The sequence below is a fragment of the Actinopolyspora mortivallis genome (assembly GCF_003001495.1).
Taxonomy (GTDB): Bacteria; Actinomycetota; Actinomycetes; order Mycobacteriales; family Pseudonocardiaceae; genus Actinopolyspora; species Actinopolyspora mortivallis_A.
The window spans coordinates 1-20,450 of record NZ_PVSR01000039.1 but is presented as its reverse complement, the minus strand read 5'-3'; the positions used below and the strand labels follow the sequence as shown (position 1 = coordinate 20,450).

Annotated in this window: 20 protein-coding genes and 1 tRNA gene; 6 read left to right on the top strand and 15 right to left on the bottom strand. The window is 66.2% G+C overall.

Annotated elements, in window-relative coordinates:
* Positions 1-976 precede the first annotated feature (976 nt).
* Positions 977-2,701, top strand: a complete 1,725-nt coding sequence (locus CEP50_RS16760; protein WP_106114894.1) for a hypothetical protein — start codon at positions 977-979, stop codon at positions 2,699-2,701.
* A 544-nt stretch (positions 2,702-3,245) separates the two neighbouring features.
* Here CEP50_RS16760 and CEP50_RS16755 read toward each other — a convergent pair.
* Genes CEP50_RS16755 through CEP50_RS16740 form a run of 4 tightly spaced genes read right to left on the bottom strand, consistent with a single transcriptional unit; the run spans position 3,246 to position 4,482 of the window.
* The gene (locus CEP50_RS16755) at positions 3,246-3,485 is read right to left on the bottom strand and encodes a type II toxin-antitoxin system RelE family toxin (protein ID WP_106114873.1); all 240 of its coding nucleotides are present in this window, start codon (positions 3,483-3,485) and stop codon (positions 3,246-3,248) included.
* Positions 3,485-3,889: a DUF6247 family protein gene (locus CEP50_RS16750; RefSeq protein WP_146134825.1), complete on the bottom strand. Its 405-nt coding sequence runs from the start codon at positions 3,887-3,889 to the stop codon at positions 3,485-3,487. The genes CEP50_RS16755 and CEP50_RS16750 overlap by 1 nt, the downstream gene beginning before the upstream one ends.
* Positions 3,890-3,928: 39 nt before the next feature.
* The gene (locus CEP50_RS16745; RefSeq protein ID WP_106114893.1) at positions 3,929-4,150 is read right to left on the bottom strand and encodes a hypothetical protein; all 222 of its coding nucleotides are present in this window, start codon (positions 4,148-4,150) and stop codon (positions 3,929-3,931) included.
* Positions 4,151-4,155: 5 nt separating this feature from the next.
* Positions 4,156-4,482 (bottom strand): hypothetical protein, encoded by a 327-nt coding sequence (locus CEP50_RS16740; protein WP_258175360.1) that lies wholly within the window; start codon positions 4,480-4,482, stop codon positions 4,156-4,158.
* A gap of 113 nt (positions 4,483-4,595) precedes the next feature.
* Here CEP50_RS16740 and CEP50_RS16735 point away from each other — a divergent pair, with 113 nt between their 5' ends.
* From CEP50_RS16735 to CEP50_RS16725, 3 genes are all read left to right on the top strand, one after another.
* The gene (locus CEP50_RS16735) at positions 4,596-5,444 is read left to right on the top strand and encodes a helix-turn-helix domain-containing protein (RefSeq protein ID WP_181188428.1); all 849 of its coding nucleotides are present in this window, start codon (positions 4,596-4,598) and stop codon (positions 5,442-5,444) included.
* 86 nt (positions 5,445-5,530) lie between these two features.
* Positions 5,531-5,725 (top strand): DUF397 domain-containing protein, encoded by a 195-nt coding sequence (locus tag CEP50_RS16730; protein WP_106114891.1) that lies wholly within the window; start codon positions 5,531-5,533, stop codon positions 5,723-5,725.
* A 55-nt stretch (positions 5,726-5,780) separates the two neighbouring features.
* Positions 5,781-6,107 carry a hypothetical protein gene (locus CEP50_RS16725; protein WP_106114890.1) on the top strand — a complete coding sequence of 109 codons (327 nt, stop codon included), beginning with the start codon at positions 5,781-5,783 and terminating at the stop codon, positions 6,105-6,107.
* 6 nt (positions 6,108-6,113) lie between these two features.
* Here CEP50_RS16725 and CEP50_RS16720 read toward each other — a convergent pair.
* Together CEP50_RS16720 and CEP50_RS16715 are read right to left on the bottom strand one after the other, a co-directional pair.
* Positions 6,114-6,187, bottom strand: a tRNA-Leu gene (locus CEP50_RS16720).
* Between the two features lie 316 nt (positions 6,188-6,503).
* Entirely contained in the window at positions 6,504-7,826 is a 1,323-nt protein-coding gene (locus CEP50_RS16715) for an NAD(P)/FAD-dependent oxidoreductase (protein ID WP_026448793.1), read from the bottom strand.
* A gap of 587 nt (positions 7,827-8,413) precedes the next feature.
* On the opposite strand from CEP50_RS16715, the gene CEP50_RS16710 reads away from it, so the two are divergent.
* Complete coding sequence (locus CEP50_RS16710; protein ID WP_106114911.1) at positions 8,414-9,223, top strand: ArsR/SmtB family transcription factor; 810 nt, start codon at positions 8,414-8,416, stop codon at positions 9,221-9,223.
* Between the two features lie 121 nt (positions 9,224-9,344).
* Here the strand turns inward: CEP50_RS16710 and CEP50_RS16705 are convergent, their stop codons facing one another.
* A complete protein-coding gene (locus CEP50_RS16705; RefSeq protein ID WP_181188429.1) occupies positions 9,345-10,046 on the bottom strand; it encodes a uracil-DNA glycosylase in 702 nt (233 codons plus the stop codon).
* A 121-nt stretch (positions 10,047-10,167) separates the two neighbouring features.
* Here CEP50_RS16705 and CEP50_RS16700 point away from each other — a divergent pair, with 121 nt between their 5' ends.
* Complete coding sequence (locus CEP50_RS16700) at positions 10,168-11,649, top strand: S10 family peptidase (RefSeq protein WP_106114888.1); 1,482 nt, start codon at positions 10,168-10,170, stop codon at positions 11,647-11,649.
* Between the two features lie 61 nt (positions 11,650-11,710).
* On the opposite strand, the gene CEP50_RS16695 is transcribed toward CEP50_RS16700, so the two are convergent.
* The 8 genes from CEP50_RS16695 to CEP50_RS16660 all read right to left on the bottom strand — a co-directional run.
* A complete protein-coding gene (locus tag CEP50_RS16695) occupies positions 11,711-12,958 on the bottom strand; it encodes an MFS transporter (protein ID WP_181188427.1) in 1,248 nt (415 codons plus the stop codon).
* Positions 12,951-14,207: an ATP-grasp domain-containing protein gene (locus CEP50_RS16690; RefSeq protein ID WP_106114886.1), complete on the bottom strand. Its 1,257-nt coding sequence runs from the start codon at positions 14,205-14,207 to the stop codon at positions 12,951-12,953. Before CEP50_RS16690 ends, CEP50_RS16695 begins: the two co-directional genes overlap by 8 nt.
* Positions 14,204-15,439 carry an ATP-grasp domain-containing protein gene (locus CEP50_RS16685; protein ID WP_106114885.1) on the bottom strand — a complete coding sequence of 412 codons (1,236 nt, stop codon included), beginning with the start codon at positions 15,437-15,439 and terminating at the stop codon, positions 14,204-14,206. The genes CEP50_RS16690 and CEP50_RS16685 overlap by 4 nt, the downstream gene beginning before the upstream one ends.
* A complete protein-coding gene (locus tag CEP50_RS16680) occupies positions 15,436-16,569 on the bottom strand; it encodes a PLP-dependent cysteine synthase family protein (RefSeq protein ID WP_211212893.1) in 1,134 nt (377 codons plus the stop codon). Before CEP50_RS16680 ends, CEP50_RS16685 begins: the two co-directional genes overlap by 4 nt.
* A gap of 44 nt (positions 16,570-16,613) precedes the next feature.
* Entirely contained in the window at positions 16,614-17,426 is an 813-nt protein-coding gene (locus tag CEP50_RS16675; RefSeq protein ID WP_106114884.1) for a class I SAM-dependent methyltransferase, read from the bottom strand.
* A gap of 9 nt (positions 17,427-17,435) precedes the next feature.
* Complete coding sequence (locus CEP50_RS16670; protein ID WP_106114883.1) at positions 17,436-18,686, bottom strand: ATP-grasp domain-containing protein; 1,251 nt, start codon at positions 18,684-18,686, stop codon at positions 17,436-17,438.
* 482 nt (positions 18,687-19,168) lie between these two features.
* Positions 19,169-20,200, bottom strand: coding sequence for an ABC transporter ATP-binding protein (locus CEP50_RS16665; protein WP_106114882.1), 1,032 nt, complete (start codon positions 20,198-20,200; stop codon positions 19,169-19,171).
* On the bottom strand, positions 20,193-20,450 hold a 258-nt coding region (locus CEP50_RS16660), incomplete at its 5' end, for an oligopeptide/dipeptide ABC transporter ATP-binding protein (protein ID WP_374957104.1). The genes CEP50_RS16665 and CEP50_RS16660, both read right to left, overlap by 8 nt.

Sequence of the window (20,450 nt, the reverse complement as noted above, 5' to 3'; positions counted from 1 at the left end):
GAACCCCCCCTCCTCCTCTCTGACGCGCTGGTGGACCAGTCGTTTCCCGGGAGGAGTCTTACGGTGGCGATTGGCGTTCCGTACCAGTTCACTCGTCCGGTACGAACTATCCCCGCCCTTCTCGACCGGTATCTTCAGCACACCTCCTGCCGCCACGACGTCAGCCACGAGTTGCTCTGTCGGTGAACGTTTCGTCGAAGGCTCAGGACGCACTGCTGGAGCCTCCCTGTTGCCCTCGGCTTCCGGGGCCGCTCTTCGTTTCCCGGACGTGGCGTTGTTCGGCCGACTCGGTGACACACGGGGGGTTTGCTTCCTCGGTGTTGTGCTCGCAGAAGGAAACTCGCCCTGCTTCAGGTAGTGGGTGCCTATGTCAGTCAACATCGCAGACCAGACACCACCCTGACGACTAACCGTGACCAGCTTTCGGCTCTGCAGAGCTCTGGCCACGTTCTTGTGCCTGTGGTCCGGCATGACTCCATCCGGACAACCGTCGGCGATCCAGCGCAGGACTTCCAGTTGTCGCTCGCTGAGTGGATCGGTGATGCGCATGGAGAATATTGAAGCCCCGCTCGGCGGCTCCGTCCAGAAGAAACCACGAAGCCGAGTCGACTGGGACGTACCCTGCCGTACCGACCGGTGTGTCGGATTACGGCAGCCAACGACCTTTATTCCGCCAGCGGATCAGGATCGTGCATGAACCGAAGACTCGTATGCCGGAAAAGCACAGCGAAACCTCCGACGGTCATGATCCTCCCTCGGATGGCCGATCAAGCCAGCCTTCATCGAAACCGTTGACACGCGTGTGCCTGTGACATTGCGCTTCCACTCCTTGGCCATAGAGACCGAATCCGGCTGGCATCACCGAGACCTGAACGCACGGATACTCGGCGTCGTGGGACCGGTCAACACGGGTAAGAGCTCCCTGCTGGACTCGTGCATGTACTGTCTCGGGCGAGACGTACCTTTCCGCAAAGCCATGAGCCGACATCTACGCGCGATCGAACTGACCGCCCGTATCGGCGACGAGACCGTACGGCTACGGCGTGGTGGACGGGGGAACCGGCACGAGCTGGTCGAGGTCCGCGACGAGACGGGAACGCTCACCCATCGGCTACCGGTCCAGTCACGCAATGCCAGCGAAGAGACCCTGTCGGACTGGCTGCTGGACTTGCTCGGAATCCGAGACAAACTCAACTCGGTCTCGCTGGGACGTGGCGGTAATGCACCGCTCACGTTCGATGATCTCCTGCATTACTTGTATCTGCCACAGGACTCACTTGACCAGCGTATTCTGTTCCCGGCTTCCCACGACGAACGCCGTCGCGCACTCTTCGACCTCCTGTTCGACCTGAGCAATCCGGAGTGGCAGAAACTCCAGGGAGAGATCCGCAAGGTGGACAAGCAGATCCGGTCCACCAAGACACAGGTAAACCGCTTCCGGAACTTTCTGTCCGAATCCGAGACCACGAACGTCCAGGCAATCACATCAGAGATCGCCACGCTCAAACAACGGGAACGCGATGCTGTCAACCGCCTGAGCCAACTGCGCGACAACGCCCAGAACGCTGACTCCGCTCATGCTGAGCTGCGACGCGAACTCGAAGCCGCACGAGCGCGAGCGGACACGGCCGAAGCCCGGGTGGATCAGGTCGACGACGAACTCCGTGAAGCACGGCGTCGAGTCACGGCCCTCGACCGCGAATCCTTCGAAACAACGTCAACAATATCCCATGTGGAGCATTGTCCGGCATGCCGGACCGACCTGACCGGGCGTGAAACACCGCCGGGTCACTGCGGTTTGTGCCACGAACCGCTCACTGCTCCGGAGTCAGCCAATGCCGGCAACACGGACGCACGCCAACGAGCGGTCGACACGGTCACGTCCACCGAAGCCCGCGCCGGACGGGCTCGTGATGAGGCCAAGGCAGCGCGGGCCGAGGTCGACAGGCTGCGCACACTGTTGAACGAACGTTCCGCCACCACCCTCGCACCGTTCACCGACGCGATCAGTGAGGCGGCGGCTGAGGTGGAAACCATCCGCACACGGTTGTCCATGCTCGATCGCCTGCGCGAACCTCACGATCGGATAAGACAAATGCAGGACGAGATCCTCGATCTGCGGAAACAACGTGAAGAGCTGGAGAACCGTAAGAACGAGATCGCTCCCCTCGTGGTCGACAAGGAGAGCTTTTTTGAAACTCTCAACAACGAGTTCCGCGATGCGATCGATATCCAACAGGTCCCGTGGTATGCCGGGCGAGCCCGTATCGATCCCGACACTTACCTACCGGTGGTGGACGGACAGTCGTTCCACGAGCACGGCAGCGGGGTGAAGTGCGCGATCGCAGTGGCCTACAGCGTGGCCCTCATGTCCTACGCGATCAAGTTCGGTCCGTGTGACATGCCGATGCTGCTGGTCATCGACTCACCCCGCAAGAACGTCGGCAACAATGACGAGGACCTCGCCTTCTCCCGCAGGATTTACCGCAACTTCCTGGACCAGATCGCGGTTCGAGGTGAACTCGCGCGGCCGTACCAGGTCATTGTCGCGGACAACGATCTTCCCGAGGACATCGCCAAACAGGTGAAATTGGTCAGCTTCGACTATCCCGCCACCCCCTTCATCCCCGGCATCGAAGATCCCCACGGCGAAGAGGACGACGAAGTCGAGCAACGCTACTACGGCGGAGAACCCGATTGAGTCGCCGGAGTCATCCTCAAGATCCACAACAGTGACCAAGGAATCGTCGTCTGCGTACGACCGTCACATCCCACCTCGCACCTCGCGCGTGGCGCTACTGCTCGGAGCCACGAACACGGTGTTCGTGGCTCCACCACGACGCCAAGCTGGCCGAGCACGAGATCACCACCTCAAAGCGTTCGGTCGCCACACGTGAAGAGCACGAGAGCAAGGCCAACACCAACACCATCGTGCTCGAGCACAGCCACACTGACCGTCAACAGCCACATGATGCTTACACGGACGGTGGCTCAGATCATGAGCGTGCTTCCTGGTTCGACCTTGTCATGGTTGGCAGGGACTCCGCCCGGCCGGTGCGGGTGGGACCCGAGCGCCGGCCGGGCGAAGAAGGCCCGGTGCCGTGTGTCGGGGGTGGCATCGGGCCGGATCGGGGAACGGGGGTACTGCCCCGGCCGGTCGGGGGGATTGAGAACCGGGGCAATCAACGGCCGCGTGCCGCCAGTGGCGGGGTCTCGCTGCGTTCGTGCTCTGAAAGAGTGCTCTCTCAGACCAGGCGCAGGATCGTGATGCGCAGCGTGTTGTCGTGGAGGGCGAACACGATCATGATGCTTCCGCTGTCGGCGGTGGTGGTCCAGCGGTCGGTTGTCGGATCGTAGCTGCTGCCGTCTTTGGGGTTCTCGGCGAGCTGGGCCATGCGTTTGTCCACGGCCCGTTGTTGGGTGCCGGGCAGTTTCTTGTAGGCGTCTTCGGCGACGTCGCCCCAGCGGAGGAAGTACCGACCCATCAGTCTCCCTCCTGCTGTCGAGTGGTGTTCGCCGGGGCCTTGTCCGTCGTTCCCTCAGGGGGCTGCCGCCACAGCTGGCCGTGGGCGTCGGTGCGCCAGAGGAGTCCGTGCTCGTCCTCGCGCCACGAGTGTCCGTGCTCGTCGATGTGGACCAGCCCGGTGAAGTCGCCCCGGTCGGCGCGGGCTTTGATCTCCTCTTCCCGCTCGGTGGGTGGGTGTTCGGCCAGGACAGCCGCGCCCCACCAGTCGTCGAGGACCCTGTCGATGTGGCCGGTGTCGTAGTCGACGGCGACCTTGTGCAACGCCTCCTGGAAATCGCGGTCGAACGCGGCACGCCGCTGCGGGTCGGTGCGATCCAACGCCTCGCGGATACACCGCGCTTTATGAGGGAACGGAGGAGCCACGGGGTTCTCCTTTCGTGCTCAGCCGGTTGGTGTCCGGATTCAGGGCTGTTCGCCCAGCAGAATCTTCGTGCATTCCTGGCAGGTGGGTGCCTGGAACCAGTCAAGTTCGCTCGGTTGGGCCATCGCGCACTGGATGTTGCACACCGAGGTCTCGGCGGTGCGGCCGTCCCACCGCTTTCCCCGGAAGGCGTGACGGGTCCAGCGGTAGCCGGTTCTGTCCGGGACGGGAAGCCAGTAGTGGTAGGTCTGCGTCGCTGTCATGGGGATCACTCCGTGTGGTGCCACCGAGGGGTGGGGCCGGGCAGGTTCAGGTAGGCGGCGAAGCAGTCCGGGCAGAACCGCTGGGTGTGCCGCATCCGGTCTCCGGAGTTCGGTGGTGCCTCGACGGTGCCGTGCCCGCCGAGCGTGTCGACCGGCCCGCCTTCTCGTGGGGGTGGGCTCGCGGTGGCGTGCTGCACCTCGGAGTCCTCGGGGGTGACCCAGTAGATCGTGTGCGTCTCCTCCGGCGGGTCCACATCGAGCATGTCGCGCTCCACCGCTTTCAGCACCGACCGGGCCAGTCCCCGGCCGCTGCGTGCTACTGCCGCTCTCATTGATCAAGCACTGTAGGAGATCTAAATCTTTGATACAAGATTTCGACGAACCTCTGGGTTGGTTCCTTTAGGTGATGGTTCGCATCATGCCTGATCGACTACAGTGCTTGGCTATGGCACTCGGACCCACAGCACGTAGACGACGGTTGGGCGCGCATCTTGCCGAGCTGAGGGAGAACGCGGGGTTGTCCTTTGCCGAGGTGGGCGAGCACATGGGCGCCTCGCCGCAGACGATCCGTAACTGGGAAAAGGGCCAAGCCAGCATGAAGAAGATGGAGCTGGCCGCCTTGATGGACCTCTACGACGCGCCCCACGAGGTTCGGCAGACACTGGAGGACGCGCGCCGGGAGGGATCCAAACGCAGCTGGTGGTCGACCTACCGCCTACCGGAGTGGTTCAAGCCCTACGTGGGGTTGGAAACGGACGCTGCCCTGGTGTGCAACTTCGAGCAGGAGTTGATCCCCGTCTTGCTACAGACCGAGGACTACGCTCGGGCGATCCATACCTCCGGCGGGCACATCACCGATCCCGAGGATGTCGAGAAGCGCGTGGCCGCGCGTATGCAACGACAGCGTCGACTACTGGACAAGGACAACCCGCTGGAGCTGCGTGCGGTCATCAGCGAAGCCGCCCTGTACCGCAAAGTCGGAGGCAGAAAAGCCTGGAGCGAACAGCTTGAGCATCTGTTGGCCTTGGGAGAGAGGCCCAACGTGATGTTCCAAGTAATTCCTTACGAAGCGGGAGCGCACGCCAGCATGGCGTCAGGCTTCACAGTGCTGAGCTTCGCCGAACCCACTGATCCGGATGTGGCTTATATGGATGGCCTACTGGGTGGGCACGTCATCGAGGACAACTCGGACGTGACGTTGCTGAAGAACCTGTTCGACGAGCTGCGCTCCTCGGCGATGCCGCAGCGTGAGTCCATTGACCTGGTGCGTGAGATCGCCCCAGGACAGCCGTGACGGCGTAGTCCGCCCCTGACCTGTCTCGCTAGCCTTGGTACGTACCATCAACCTCGGCTGAGATCGAGACTTCGAAAGGGGCGGCAATGGCAGACTTGTCGCGCGCGACGTGGCGTACAAGCTCGCGCAGCGCGAACGGCGGGCAGTGCGTCGAGGTCGCGGTCACCTCGGACCTGGTGGGTGTTCGCGACAGCAAGGACCGCACAGCCGGTCACTTCACAGCGGCCCCGGCGCAGTGGCAGGCGTTCCTCAACGCTGTCAAGGCTGACCGCTTCGAGTGACTTAGATCACACCCCCGGCCCGCCGTGGTCGGGGGTTTGATGTATGTAAGAAGCCATGACGCTGCGTCCGTTCCCCGCCGAGTCGGACTTCGGACGGTGGGACGTGCTGCCCGCCGACCCCACCGAGGACGAGATCGACCACGAGAACCCCGATGTGGTCGACGCGCTGCGGCGGCGGGAACATCTCACCGAGAACTGGCGCGCCGATCTGGACTACCCCACAGGGATCTGGCGCGAGGAGGTCATCGAGGCACACCCCCGGCTGGCCAAGGCATGGCGCAACTGGCTGCTACGCCGCTCCTACGAGGGCATCTCTTTCATCAACGGCTGTATCCGCCGCTGGTCGCAGGAGAACACCGGCGCGCGGCACACCTCGACCTGATCCCAGTGCCCCCGGTCGGACTCGAACCGACACTCCGACGATTTTAAGTCGTCTGCCTCTGCCGATTGGGCTACGGGGGCTTACCGCTGGAATCGTCACCGACGACACGTACGGCGACCAGCCCACACCCGGCTTCCTTAGGACGCTTCGATCGTGCCGTTGGTTCCAACTCGGCGGAAACCGCCATCTGGAGCAACAAGAGTAACTCCCTGTGCACGCCACCACGGTAGTTACTCCATATGAGCTAAGTGAACCACACTTTCAGGCGATACTCGTGGGGCGTCTTCCGGGAGGGAGTCACGGAGGATCAACAGCCCGGCAACGAACACACGAGGCCGCGCGCCGGACGATCCGACACACGGCCCCCTTCGCCACGAAACAGTCGCCCGGCCGGCGTCAGCTGGCGGCGGCACGCTTGAAGTCCGCACGCGGATTGTGGATCTGTCCCATCGAGACGACCTCCCGCCGGAACAGGAAGGCCAACGTCCAGTCGATGATAATCCGCGCCTTGCGGTTGAACGTGGGCATCTTGCTCACGTGGTAGGTGCGGTGCATGAACCACGCGACGAATCCCTTGGCCTTGAAGCCGTAGACGTCGGCCACACCCTTGTAGAGGCCGAGCCCGGCCACCGAGCCCGCGTTGCGGTGGTAGTACTCGCCGGTCTTGCGGCCACGCAGCGAGGAGATGACGTTCTTCGCCAGCTGGTGGGCCTGACGGACGGCGTGCTGGGCCGACGGGGCGCAGGTGGCGTTCGGGTCCTCCTCCGCCTTGGACAGGTCGGGCACGGCGGCGCAGTCACCGGCGGCCCAGATCTCGGGGTTGCCCTCGACCTGGAGGTGCGAGGTGGCCTTGACCCTGCCCCGCTCGTCCAGGGGCAGATCACTGTTCTTGAGCACCGGGTTGGCCTTGACCCCGGCGTTCCACACCAGGGTGTCGGTGTCGAACTCGGTGCCGTCGGAGAGCACGGCGTGCCCGTTCTCCACCGACTTCAGGAAGGTGTTCAGGTAGACCTTGATCCCCCGCTCCTCGAGGGCCTTCACCGTGTAGACACCCATCTTCTCGCTGACCTCGGGCATGATCCTGCCCGCGGCCTCGATCAGCGACCAGCTCATGTCCTCGGGGGAGATGGACTCGTAGTAGCGGGTGGCGTAGCGGGCCATGTCCTCCAGCTCAGCCAGCGCCTCGGTACCCGCGTACCCGCCACCGACGAAGGTGAAGGTCAGCAGACGCTTGCGCAGCTCAGGATCGGAGGTGCTCGCGGCGGCGTCCATCTTCGCCAGCACGTGGTTCCGCAGATAGATCGCCTCGCCCACGGTCTTGAGGCCGATTCCCTGCTCGGCCAGACCCGGGATCGGCAGCAGACGGGAGACGGACCCGAGAGCGACAACGAGCACGTCGTAGCCCAGGTCACTAGAGACACCCTCGGGGTCCTCCACCGTGACCGATCGCTTCTCCTTGTTGATTTCCGTGACACGGGCGGTGAGTACGTGACACCGCTTCAACACTCGTCGCAACGGCGCTACCACGTGACGGGGCTCAACGTTGCCCGCCGCCGCTTCCGGGAGGAAGGGCTGGTAGGTCATATGCGGCTGAGGGTCGACGACCGTCACCGAAGCCTCACGGCGGCCGAGCTTGGACTGCAGACGCAGCGCGGTGTACATACCGACGTAGCCGCCGCCGAGAATGAGAATCCGGGTGGGATCGGATTTACCAGCCATACCCCTATGGTCACACCATTAGGACAGCAGGCATCCCGGCGGCCCCCTCAAATGTGACACCGCTCGCGGGTGTCCCTGATCACAGGAAACGGCGTGTACACGCCCGTGCGCACTGCGTCCACGGTGCGCCCGGTGTGTTCCCGGGAACGCACGCCGCGTGTCCGCCGCCGTGTCGTCGAACGAGCCGAACGGCCGGCGGGAGCAACAGCCGCGCCCACCTACGGGAACGACGAACGGCCCGGAGAAGTCGATCTCACCAACATGTGTGTTCAGCATACCCGATGTCCGAACCGGGTGTCGCCACTCACCATCCCGGCACAGTCACGGGTGCCCCCGACCCGGCACCTCCGCACGCGGCGGGCCGGTCACTCCAACGCCGCCCGAGCCGCCTCGGTCGGCGCCCCACGCGCAGCGTCTCCGGAGTGAGCCCGCCGGTGAAGACGTTCCGCCGGGTGACGCGCACGGATCCGCGGAAGAGCCCGCTCGAAGTCCTCGCGAGCCACGCCGTCTTGACATGCAACCTTGTGGCTGCCTATTTTTGACATGCAGCCTTGAGGTTGCATGTCTGGACGGTCACCGTGGGAACCATGGACGAGGTCTTCAGAGCACTGGCCGACCCGAATCGGCGTCGGCTCCTCGACAGTCTCAACTCCCGGAACGGTCAGCCCCTGCGCGAGCTGTGCTCCGGCCTGGACATGGCCCGGCAGTCGGTCAGCAAGCACCTCGCGGTGCTCGAGGAGGCGAACCTGGTCACCACGGTCCGCAGCGGCCGGGAGAAGCTGCACTACCTGAACGCGGCGCCGATCAACGCGATCGCCGACCGCTGGATACGCCGATACGACCGACGGCGCGCGGAGACACTGGCCGATCTCACAAAAGCATTGGAGTCAGCACCGATGAGCGACACCGCTTTCGTGTACACCACCTTCATCAGGACCACACCGGAGCAGTTGTGGCGGGCTCTCACCGATCCGGCGTTCACCCGCAGGTACTGGGGCGTCGCCTTCGAAACCGACTGGCGCCCGGGTTCACCCATGATCTGGGAGGAGAACGGTCACCGCACCGCCGACCCGAACCAGGTCGTGCTCGAGGCCGAGCCGTACCGCAGGCTCTCCTACACGTGGCACACACCGACCCCGGAATGGGCGGCCGCCGCAGGCATCGACGACGACCTGCTCACCACACTCGCCGCCGAACCCCGGTCGAAGGTCACGTTCGAGATCGAACCGCTCGGACAGACGGTCAAACTCACCGTCATCCACGACGACTTCCCGGAGGGAAGCACGATGCGACGGATGGTCAGCAGCGGCTGGCCGCACCTGCTCTCCGCTCTGAAGACGCTGCTGGAGACCGGCGAGACGCTACCCGCGGTACCGGACGAGGCACGGCAGAGCTGACCACACCGCCCTGGCGGAAAAACGGCCGTTTCCGCGGAGAGCGGTGCCTGCCTCACCCGACGTCACCACGCCGGAAGCACGCGAGGGGCGACCGGCACCAGGTGGTCCGAGGTGGACGGTTTCACGGAATCCCGGCCGACTCCTTCGCGTTCTGGAGCACCCCGCGCAGCATCTCCGGGGTGAGCCTGCCGGTGAAGGTGTTCTGCTGGCTGACGTGGTAGCAGCCGAACAGGTGCAGCTCGTGACCGTCCCCGTCGCGCAGCGTGTGTCGCACCCCGTGCCCGAACTCCGGTTTCGGCCGGGGAACCGCCCAGCCACCGGCGGACAACACCGGCAGCAGCGCCTGCCACCCGTAGGAACCCAGCACCACCACGCTGCGCAGCGTGGGTCGCAGCAGCTCCAGCTCCCGAGCCAGCCACGGGCGGCAGGTGTCCCGTTCCGCCGGAGTGGGTTTGTTGGCTGGCGGGGCGCAGCGCACCGGAGCGGTGATCCGCACCCCGTACAACCGCAGCCCGTCGTCGGCGGACTCCGAACGTGGTGCCGAGGCCATGCCGACGTCGAACAACGCCCGGTAGAGGAACTCACCCGAACGGTCCCCGGTGAACATGCGTCCCGTGCGGTTGGCCCCGTGCGCGGCCGGGGCCAACCCCACGATCACCACGGACGCGTCGACCGGCCCGAACCCGGGTACGGGTCTGCCCCAGTAGTGCTGGTCGCGGAAAGCGGCCCGCTTCTCCGCGGCCACCCGCTGCCGCCACTCCACCAGCCGAGGGCAGGCGGCGCAGTCACACACCCGCTCGTCCAGCTCGGCCAGGGAGGACATCGCCGGGGCGAGCCCGGCGGGGTCGGTCAGCGGCCGCCGTCGCGGCCCGGCACACGAGTCACACACCCGACCACGGTGACACGGCGTATCCCGGTTGTTCCCCGGGGCTAGGCTACGGGCCATGGCAGCCAGCGAGCAGACCGACAACACCGACGAACAGGCTCGGCGCACGGAGACGACCCCCACCGCCGAACCGGCCGACGACCTGGTCAGCACGCACCACACGATCACGGCGGACGGCAGGCAGCTCTCCTACACCGCCACCGCGGGCAGGTACGTGCTGCGCGAGGAGTCCTTCACCGACGGCACCTTCGACGGTCACGTGGCCAGGGCCGAGATGTTCGTGACCTCCTACGTGGCCGACGCGCCCGAGTCCGGCGAGCGTCCCGTGACCTTCGCCTTCAACGGCGGCCCCGGCGCGGCGAGCGCGTTCCTGCACCTGGGGCTGCTCGGTCCCCGCCGCGTGCTCGCGGGGGACGCGGGACAACCGGCCGCCCCGCCCTACGGGCTGGCCGACAACCCGGAGACCCTGCTTGCCCACAGCGACCTGGTGTTCATCGACCCGATCTCCACCGGGTTCTCCCGAGCGGTGCGGGGCGGCAAACCCGGTGACTACCATGGGTACAAACGCGACATCGAGTCCGTGGGGGAACTGATCCGGCTGTGGATCACCCGCAACGGCCGCTGGCTGTCGCCCAAGTACCTGGCCGGGGAGTCCTACGGCACCCTGCGGGCCGCAGCACTGGCCGAGCACCTGCAGAGCAGGCACGGCATGTACCTCAACGGGCTGCTGCTGATCTCGGCGGTGCTGGACATGGGCACCATCAACTTCGCCGAGGGCAACGACCTGCCCTACGGGCTCTTCCTGCCCAGCTACGCCGCCATCGCGCACTACCACGGCAAACACGGCGACCGGCCGCTGCGCGAGGTGCTGGCCGAGGCCGAGGAGTTCGCCGCGCGCGACTATCCCTGGGCCCTGGCACGGGGGGCACGGCTGTCCGCCGAGGAACGCGAGCAGGCGGTGCGGCGCCTGGCGGAACTGACCGGATTGAGCACCGACTACGTGGACCGGGTCAACCTGCGCATCGAACACGTCCGTTTCTTCACGGAACTGCTGCGTGACCGGCGGTTGACCGTGGGACGGATGGACGGCCGGTTCACCGGCTGGGAACCCGACTCCGGCGGGGAGCACTTCACCGACGACCCCAGCATCTCCGGGCTCATGGGGGCGTTCTCCGCCGGGATCAACCACTACGTGCGCCAGGAACTGGACTACGTCAACGACCTGCCCTACGAGGTGCTCTCGGCGCGGGTGCACCCGTGGTCCTACCAGGACTTCGAGGGCGTGTCCGTGACCGCCACGGACAAGTTGGCCAAGGCCATGCGCACCAACCCGCACCTGCGGGTGCACGTGGGCTGCGGTCACACCGACGGGGCGACCCCGTACTACGCCACCGAGCACAGCCTGGCCCAACTGGCCGTTCCGGACGAGCTGCGGGACAACATCGAGGTGCGCTACTACCCGGCCGGGCACATGATGTACGTGCACGAGCCCTCGCGCATCAAGCAGTCCGCCGACCTCGCCGAGTTCGTCTCGGGCTGAGCCGTCGCGCCCGTGGAAGGTCGCCGCACGACCTTCCACGGACCGAGCGCACTACCGGACCTCAGGAAGCGGGTTCGACCTCACTCCCCCGAGCCTCGGAGTGGCGCACCCTGCGGCCCAGCACGAGCGTGCCGACCAGTACGCCGCACCCGAACACCGCCATGAGTAGCGCGGGCAGCGCCCCGCTGGTACTCGCCATCGCGGCGCCTCCCGACACGCTTCCGAACGCGATCCCCACTCCCGCCACGGAGGAGGCGAGACCGAAGTAGGAACTGACCATGGCGGGGGGAGCGATGGAGGAGACCAACAGCTCCACGCCGGGCAACGCGAGCACCTCGCCGAGGGTGAACACCACCACGCAGCCGAGCAGGGCCGGAAGGTTCTCCACCAGGACGGCGAACGCCACCCCGCAGGCCATCATGCAGCCCCCGAGCCCGAGCAGCGTGACCGAGCTGAAGCGTTTGATCACCCTGAACGCGGTGAACTGGGAAACGACGAACAGCGAACCGTTCACCAGGTACAGCAGGGAGACCGCACGAGCGTCCGCGTCCACCCCTCCCTCGGCTATCCGTCCCGCCTGGCTGGTGAAGCTGACCACCAGCTGGGTCTGCACCGCCCAGAAGAACAGCAGGGTCGCCAGCAGGGCACGCAGGTCCCGGTCCGCCAGGACCCGGGAGAACAGTGTCCGCACGTTCGGCCCCCCGGAGCTCTGCCCGTGCAACCTCGGCAGGTACCGCGCGGCGAAGACCAGGACCAGCACGTGCATGCCCGCCGCACCCCAGAAAGCGCCGGTGGAGCCGAAGACCAGCAGCGCGGAGCCGATCAGGGGACCGAGGGCGGCGGCCACGTTGGCCACGCTCTGCCGGGTCGAGTAGAGAAAGGACCTGGTGTCCTCCTCGGCGACGACGGAGATGGCGGTGGGCAGCACGGGAGTCGCGAGTCCTCCCCCGACACTGGCGACCACCGCTCCTCCCACCAGCCACGGCAGTTTCCCGGAAACGGCCATGGCGGCGAAGCCCAGCGCGCGCAACCCGACACCGACGAAGAACACGGTGCGGCGATCGAACACGTCGGCCAACACGCCGCCGAACAGCGCGGTCCCCCGCTGGGTGACCGCCATCGCGCCTATGATGCCGCCCGCCACGGCCACACTGGCCCCGAGGCTGGAGGCGACGTAGCTGGTCAGCAGCGGAACGGCCATGAGATACCCGAGGCCGAGCAGGAAGGAGGAACCCAGCACGACCCATCCCGCCCTGGGGACCGCGCGGGCGGTGCCGAACCAGCCCCCACCGGCCGTCCCCTCAGTCAACGAGCACCTCCACCGCTTCGGAGACCTCGCGCAACCGGGAGCGAACCTGTTCGGGGGACCATCCCGTGACCACGACATACCCGATACGGCTGCCCACACCCCCCTCCTCGGGGGCGGCCACCTCCGTACCCGGGTCGAGGGCGCGGACCACCCGGTCGACCCACGGTCGTGTGCTGTGTTCCTCCGCCAGTTCGAAACCACGGAGCTTTCCGGCCGCGGGGGCGTAGACGAACTCCACTCCCGCGTAACGCCGGTCCTGCCCGGCTGGACCCACCTCGGTCGCCGGGACCCGGTTGCCCAGCGCGACCCGCGCGTTCAGCCGCGAGATGCTCGTCCCGGTCGCCCGGTCGACCAGATACCCGATCATGTCCCCGGCGATCCGGGCTCCCAGCTCGATCATGGCGGGGCCGGAGGGGGTCAGCCGCACCTCGGCGTGCACCACCGTGTCCCGCAGCCCCAGGGCCCGCACGGCGGAGTCCACCAGCTCGACCATCGGACGGTGCCACTGCTCGACGGGTCCCACCACATGGGCTTTCTCCTCGAACAGCGGCAGGGGGCCGGTGACCTTCTCGGTGACGGCCAAGGGGACCAGTTCCGCGCCGGAAACCACCGCCTCCACGCTGTACTCGGGGCCCTCCAGGTACTCCTCGACCAGGACTCCGGGCCCCTCCTCGACCGCGTAACGCGTCAGCCGGGCGCCGGCCGCCCGCGCGTAGGAGTCGGCCACCTCCTCGGGGCCGTTCGCGAGACTGACTCCGGCGCTGGCGGCGAGACTCCTGGGTTTGACGACCACCGGATACCCGAGTTCCCCGGCGACCCGGACGGCCTCCTGTCCGCTCGCCACCAGTTCGGAACGGGCCGAACGAACCCCGGCGGTGTTCCAGACGGAACGCATCCGGTGCTTGTCCCTGGCCCGGCGCACGGCCTCGGGAGCGGGTCCAGGCAGGTCGAAGTGGCGCGTCAGGGAGGCGGCCAGCTCCACCGACTGCTCCTCGAACGTCATGATCCCGTCGACACGTCCGCGGGCCCACTCCTCGTGCAACGCCTCCACCGCCCGGTCGAACGTGAGATCGCTGACCACGTGGTCCTCGACGTAACGTCCGCGCCATCCGGTCGGCCGGTCGTCGAGCAGACGGAGGTCCACCTCCGCAGAGAGGGCGTCGAAAATGTACTCCCGGTAGACGTTGCGGCCACTTCCCACCAGCACCAGTTTCGGTTTCCTCGTCACCGGTCCGCCGTTCCCGCTCATCGGCTCTTCTCCGTTTCCCGTTCCACGAGCAGCAGCAGTTTCTCCATCGCCCGCCGCGCCGTCCGCACGGCTCCGAGTCCCTCGGCGCTGTGGGCGATCAGGTGTCCCACCCTGTCGCCGGAGTCGACGGGAGGCCGCACCCGCGCTCCCTCCTCACGACTGATCACGACGTCGTGCACACCGGGCATGGCCCGCACGGACTCCAGCCCCCGGACCTCGCGGAACGTCCCCTCGTGTTCCGCCATGAGGTACCTGATCACGGCCTCTCCTCCGCCGCCGATCTCCAGTGTCACCCGTTCCCCCAGGGCGGCCCGGAGCGTGGCCGTGTACATGTCGAATCCGGTGACGAGTCGGACCAGGAGGGGAATGTGGTCACCACCCAGACGGTGGTTCACCTCGATCAGGCGGGGTGTCGACGACTCGTCGAGTCGCAGCTCCACGTGGGTGGGCCCCCACCCCGTGCCGAGACGCTCGGTCAGCAGGGCCAGGTAGGGCTCCAGTTCCTTCCGTTCGACGGCTTCCGTCCACGGCAGCACAGTGTGTCCACTCTCGACGAACCCGGTGTCCCCGGACAGTTCCTTGTACGACACCGCCACGGGAACTCCGTGGAACAGCTCCACGGAGAGCTCGCCACCCGTCACGAGGCGCTCCACCAGCACGGGCCCCTCCAGGGGAGCGCCCCGCTCGTCAGGGGCGTTCTTCCACTCGGCCACGTACCGGGCCAGCTCCTCGGACGAGGCGACCGAACGCACTCCCAGACTTCCCCCGCTTGCGGCGGGTTTCGCCAACAAGGGGTACTCGGATCCGGCGATCCGCTCCACCTCGTCCGGGGTGTCCAACAGCCAGAAGTCGACGGGATTGCCCACCAGCTGGTTACTCAGTGCCCTGGCCCGGTGCTTGTGCAGCGTGTCCTGGGCGGCGACCGGGTCCGGCCCCGGCAGTCCGAGGACCCGGGCGACGGTGGCGGCCACCGGCAGCACCATCTCGTAACCGGCGAGCACTCCCGAACAACCGGGCTCTGGCAGCCGCCTGACCGCCTCCAGCACGGCTGGGACGGACCGGGTGTCGCACCGGACCAGCTCCGCCCCCATGGAACCCTGTTCGTGGAAACGCTCCGGCTCCCCGGCGAGCACCGTCACGGTCAAACCCTGCTCCAGGGCCGTGCGGACCATCTCCCTGCCGTAGCTGCCGTTGGACTCGACGAACACGACGTGACAACCGTTGCTCTTCATTCCCCGTCCTCGAAAGCGGTGCTGCTCATGAGCGACGTCGACTCCGGAACGTCCAGGGTGCGCTGGAACTCGTCCATGCTCGGCCCCTGCCTGCACGGATCGAGGTGCCACTGGAGCTCCCCGCACCGACGCAGGAACTCGTCCATCCGGAGTTCGGTGGCCAAACCGCACTTCTTGAGCCACTCGTCGCTGTAGACGGTGTTCAGGTAGCGGTCCCCGCCGTCACTGAACAGGACGCACACCTTCCTGTCCGGGGGGAGTTCGGAAGCCAGTCGCAGCGCGGCCACCAGCGCCATGCCGCTCGAAGCACCGGTCAGCAGCCCCTCGTGCCGGGCCAACATCCGACAACCGATGAAGGCCAGCTCGTCGGGCACCCAGAGCACCCGGTCCACCAGGGACGTTTCCACACTGGACGGAGTCCATCCCAGTCCCACTCCCGGCGTCGCGTACGCGGCCGGATCGGGCTGGAATATCCCGGAACCCACCGCGTCCGCGGCGATGATCTCTATCTCCCTGTTCTCCCCGCGCAGTCTCCGGGAGATACCTCCCAGTTGGCCGCCGGTGCTCACCGTGGTCACCACCGCCGAGAGACTGTCGTCGAACTGCGCGAGGATCTCCGAGGCGGTTCCCCGGTAGTGGGCCGCCGCGTTCAGCAGGTTGAAACACTGATCCGGCCTGAAGGATCCGGGTATCTCCCGGGCCAGCTCGTTGGCGAGCTTGATTCTCGTCTTGTGGTAGCTGCCCGTGTCGTCCTGCTCGTGGACAACGATCACCTCCGCCCCGAAGGCCTCGAGGGCCGCTCGGTTCGCGTCCGTGGTCTTCGGGTCCACGAGAATGATCGCCCTGTACCCCTTGACCGCCGCTATCATCGCCAGCGATATCCCGAAGTTACCGCTGGAGGACTCTATGATCGTCCCTCCGGGGGAGAGCAGCCCCATCTGCTCGGCCGTTTCGACGAGGTGCAGGGCGGGCCTGTCCTTGATACTTCCCGCGGGATTGAACCTCTCCCATTTCGCCACCAGCTCGGGTCCGCCGCTCACCACCACGTCGCTCAACGAAATCAGCGGCGAGTTGCCGACCAGGTCCAAGACACCGGACAAAATAACACCCCACAGAAGAATGATGTTCAATCATTCCTTCTTCGTGAAAATTCAAAAAACCACGAGGAGACGGATCAGGACCGGTCGCGACGCGCCACCACGTGCATTCTCGGACCGGACACCGCGTCCCGGCTCCACTTCTGCCTGTCCCACTCCCGCGGCCAGTCCCCGTGCGTGGGTTCGGGGGTGCTGAACATGGAGAGCACGGACAGACCGGCCTCCTCCAACAGTTCCCGGAGGTCTCCCGGCAGCAACAACCGCTGGCTCAGCTGCTCGACGACCCGTTCTCCGTTCTCGAACTCCCAGACGTAGTCCCGGTAAAGCAGCCCTTCGGGCAGATCCAGGCGGTACACCAGTCGTGATCCCAGTCGACCGCCGTCGCCGAGTACGTGCACGTCCTCGTGCTCGGTCTCCAGGGCCCTCCTCCCCTCGGGGGAGAACCAGAATCCTCCGTTCCGGAGTTCCGCCACCAGGACCCCGCCGGGAACGAGGCTCGAACTCATCCCTTCGAGGGTTCTTCTCAGGTCGGCCAGGCTCCGGTTGTGCAGGAGAACGCTTCCCAGGGAGAGCACGAGATCCCGGTCGCCGTCGCCGCGCAGCGCTCGTTGGTCCTGCTCTCGGAAACGGACCTCGGGGAACTTCTCCCGTGCCCAGGCCAACATCGCCTCCGAGGCGTCCACCCCGGTGACACGGTATCCGCGTGCGGCGATCTCGGCGGCCTCCCTGCCCAGCCCGCAACCTACGTCCAGAACCGTTTCACACCGTCCCGGGAAGAAGTGCTCGGCGGCGTCCAGGGCGAAGTCCACGACCCTGGACCGGTCAGCGGGCAGGAAGTCCGAGTAGAGGTCGGGGTTGGTGTGCATGAGATCGGTGGGAGCGACGTCCATGATCCGGGATCATTCTCCCTCGTAAACGAGATCGAGCTGTTTCAGCGCCTCCTGCGCGTAACGCGAGGCGTCGGGCCCCTCCGGATCACGCGCGATCACCACACACATCCGTGCGGCGTTGTCCACGGCCTCCTCGACCTGTTCGGGCAGCTCGGCGTGTACTTCCACTCTCTCGACGTTGGTGCGGGCGGAAGCCGACTCGACACCCGCTATCTCCCGTACCGTCCCGGCCCTGTCGGGGATCAGGAACGCCGAGGCGGCACTGCCGGTCCCGCCGTGGAGCGCCGGTGGCTCGTAGTGTCTGCCCAGGGCCATCATGACCTCGGCCAACAGCAGGTCACATCCCGTCACCGCGCGCACCAGGTCCACGATGTTGCCGCCGCCGGGCCTGCTGTTGATCTCCACGAGGCGCGGCCCCCGCTCCGTCATCGTCACCTCGGTGTGGGTGACGCCGTGGTCGTGTCCCACCGCGTGCAGGCAGTCCCGGGTGAACTCCTCGATCCTGCGCGTCTCGTCCTCCGACAACGGAGCCGGGAACTGATGGCCCACCTCGATGAAACGCCCGCGGTCGTCGAGCACCTTCTGGGTGACACCGTGCACGGTGATCTTTCCGTCCACCGCGCTGGTCTCGACGCTGAACTCCCGACCGGTGAGCCACTCCTCCACCAACACGGACGAGTCCCTGGGTTGTTCCCGGAAATTCCTGGTGAAACCCGATACCGCGGAGAACGCCGAACGCAGTTCCTCCTCGTTCTCGACCCTGTTGATCAACACGCTCGCCGCCATGTCGGCGGGTTTGCACACCACCGGATAGCCCACTCTCGCCGCGAAGGAGGCGGCCCGGTCGACGGAGTCGGTCAGCACGTAGCGCGGATTCGGAATCCCCGCCTCGTCCAGCAGGGCGCGGGTGCGGGCCTTGTCGTGCACGATGGAGGCGGCCCCGGGGTAGGCGCACGGCAGCCGCAGTCGGTCGCACAGCTCGACCACGTGCGGAATGTAATAGTCACACACGGTGAATATTCCGGCGCTTCCCGATCCGACGAGGTCACGCACGTACGGCAGGGCCGTTTCCACCTCGTTCGTCTCGACCTCGACCACCCTGTCCGCACGCGACACGATCGGGTGCATCCCGTGGGCGCGTCGATAGTGCTCCTTCTTTCGGGTGACGAACGTCCACGAACACCCCAGCTCATCCAGAAGGGACGGAAGGTCGCGCCCGTGCCCGTCCAGCCAACTCTCGTACACCACCAGGTGCGACATCCAAAAGTCCCCTCCCGAGACCGCGAGACCGAAACGGCGAAACGCCGGTACCACAAAGAACACAAAAGCGGAAACGGACAAAAAAGCTAGACAAACACCTCGAAAACAAATCCCCTCAACCGGGAACACCCTCGAAACCCGGGACTATTATTCACGCGACCAAAAGCCGCGTCAACACTCCGAAAAAACACGGCGTGTGGTGCAGGACACACGATTGGAGATTGACAGAACGATGAATTGAAACCACTTTCGAAAATTCCGTGAATACGACGGAAAAAGGAGTAAAAAAATACTCCGAAAAGGGCATTATCCGAACGCCTCTTCAGAGCTCGGGGACACACGCGATCATCCGCACCGCCCTGCTCCGAACACGAAAGGGGTCGTGCCCCGGAAAGCCGCTCCGGGACACGACCCCTGGGGCCGTCCTCCGCGCCCGCTCGTCCACGGGCCGGGCTCTCTCCGCTGCCGGGGAGGTTCGAGGATCAGGAAATGACGTGCTCGTGCCGCTCGGCGAAGTGGCAGGCGCTCGGATGTCCCTCGGCGGAGGGGTCGATCTCCCCGCCGTCCAGTCGCACCGCCAGTTCCGGCGGCTGTTCGGCACAGATGTCCTGAGCCTTCCAGCACCGGGTGCGGAAACGGCACCCGGATGGAGGATCCGCCGGACTGGGCACGTCCCCGGACAGGCGGATGGTCTCCCTGCGGTCGCGCACCGACGGGTCGGGCACCGGCACCGAGGACAGCAGCGCCTGGGTGTAGGGGTGCTGCGGGTGCTCGTAGATCTCGTCCTCGGTACCCGTCTCCACGATCTTGCCGAGATACATCACGGCCACCCGGTCGGACAGGTGCCGGACCACACCGAGGTCGTGGGCGATGAAGACGTAGGACAGCCCGAACTCGGACTGCAACTCGCCGAGCAGGTTCATCACCTGCGCCTGGATCGAGACGTCCAGCGCCGAGACCGGCTCGTCGCAGACGATGACCTTGGGTTTGAGCGCCAGAGCCCTGGCGATGCCGATGCGCTGGCGCTGCCCACCGGAGAACTGGTGCGGGTAGCGCCGCACGTGCTCCGGGTTGAGTCCGACGATGTCCAACAGCTCCTGGACCCGACGCTGCCGGTCCCCCTTGGGAGCGACCTCGGGATGGATCTCGAACGGCTCACCGACGATGTCGCCGACCGTCTTGCGCGGGTTCAGCGAGGTGTAGGGATCCTGCAGCACGATCTGCATGTCCCTGCGCAGCCTGCGCAGTTCGGCGGCGCTCTTCTTCCCGAACATGTCGGCGCCCTCGAACAGCGCACTGCCGCTGGTGGGCTGCACCAGCCGCATCAGCACCTGGGCCAGTGTGGACTTGCCGCAGCCGGACTCACCGACCACCCCGAGCGTCTCGCCCCGGTTCAGGTCGAAGGAGACCCCGTCCACGGCGCGCACGTGACCGATGGTCTTCTTGAACACCACTCCCTTCTGCACCGGGAAGTGTTTGACCAGGTCACGAACTTGCAGAATCGGCTCAGTCACTGCTGATCAACTCCTCGGCGAAGTGGCAGGCGCTGTGGCGTCCCGCGCCGAGCTCGTGCAGCTCGGGGACCTTCTCCCGGCACTCCTGCTGGGCGCGATGACAACGCGGGTGGAACGGGCAGCCCGCCGGGATGGCCGCGAGGTTGGGCGGCAGCCCCTTGATGCTCGCCAGCTGCTCACCCTTCTGGTCCAACCGGGGGATGGAAGCCATCAGCCCCTCGGTGTAGGGGTGGGCGGGCCGGGCGTACAG

Bases quoted from the DNA above. Each gene is read 5' to 3' on its own strand.
- CEP50_RS16760 (WP_106114894.1), top strand. From the start codon at position 977: ATGAGCCGACATCTACGCGCGATCGAACTGACCGCCCGTATCGGCGAC.
- CEP50_RS16755 (WP_106114873.1), bottom strand. From the start codon at position 3,485: ATGGGTCGGTACTTCCTCCGCTGGGGCGACGTCGCCGAAGACGCCTAC.
- CEP50_RS16745 (WP_106114893.1), bottom strand. From the start codon at position 4,150: ATGACAGCGACGCAGACCTACCACTACTGGCTTCCCGTCCCGGACAGA.
- CEP50_RS16740 (WP_258175360.1), bottom strand. From the start codon at position 4,482: ATGAGAGCGGCAGTAGCACGCAGCGGCCGGGGACTGGCCCGGTCGGTG.
- CEP50_RS16735 (WP_181188428.1), top strand. From the start codon at position 4,596: ATGGCACTCGGACCCACAGCACGTAGACGACGGTTGGGCGCGCATCTT.
- CEP50_RS16730 (WP_106114891.1), top strand. From the start codon at position 5,531: ATGGCAGACTTGTCGCGCGCGACGTGGCGTACAAGCTCGCGCAGCGCG.
- CEP50_RS16725 (WP_106114890.1), top strand. From the start codon at position 5,781: ATGACGCTGCGTCCGTTCCCCGCCGAGTCGGACTTCGGACGGTGGGAC.
- CEP50_RS16715 (WP_026448793.1), bottom strand. From the start codon at position 7,826: ATGGCTGGTAAATCCGATCCCACCCGGATTCTCATTCTCGGCGGCGGC.
- CEP50_RS16710 (WP_106114911.1), top strand. From the start codon at position 8,414: ATGGACGAGGTCTTCAGAGCACTGGCCGACCCGAATCGGCGTCGGCTC.
- CEP50_RS16705 (WP_181188429.1), bottom strand. From the start codon at position 10,046: ATGTCCTCCCTGGCCGAGCTGGACGAGCGGGTGTGTGACTGCGCCGCC.
- CEP50_RS16700 (WP_106114888.1), top strand. From the start codon at position 10,168: ATGGCAGCCAGCGAGCAGACCGACAACACCGACGAACAGGCTCGGCGC.
- CEP50_RS16690 (WP_106114886.1), bottom strand. From the start codon at position 14,207: ATGAGCGGGAACGGCGGACCGGTGACGAGGAAACCGAAACTGGTGCTG.
- CEP50_RS16685 (WP_106114885.1), bottom strand. From the start codon at position 15,439: ATGAAGAGCAACGGTTGTCACGTCGTGTTCGTCGAGTCCAACGGCAGC.
- CEP50_RS16675 (WP_106114884.1), bottom strand. From the start codon at position 17,426: ATGGACGTCGCTCCCACCGATCTCATGCACACCAACCCCGACCTCTAC.
- CEP50_RS16670 (WP_106114883.1), bottom strand. From the start codon at position 18,686: ATGTCGCACCTGGTGGTGTACGAGAGTTGGCTGGACGGGCACGGGCGC.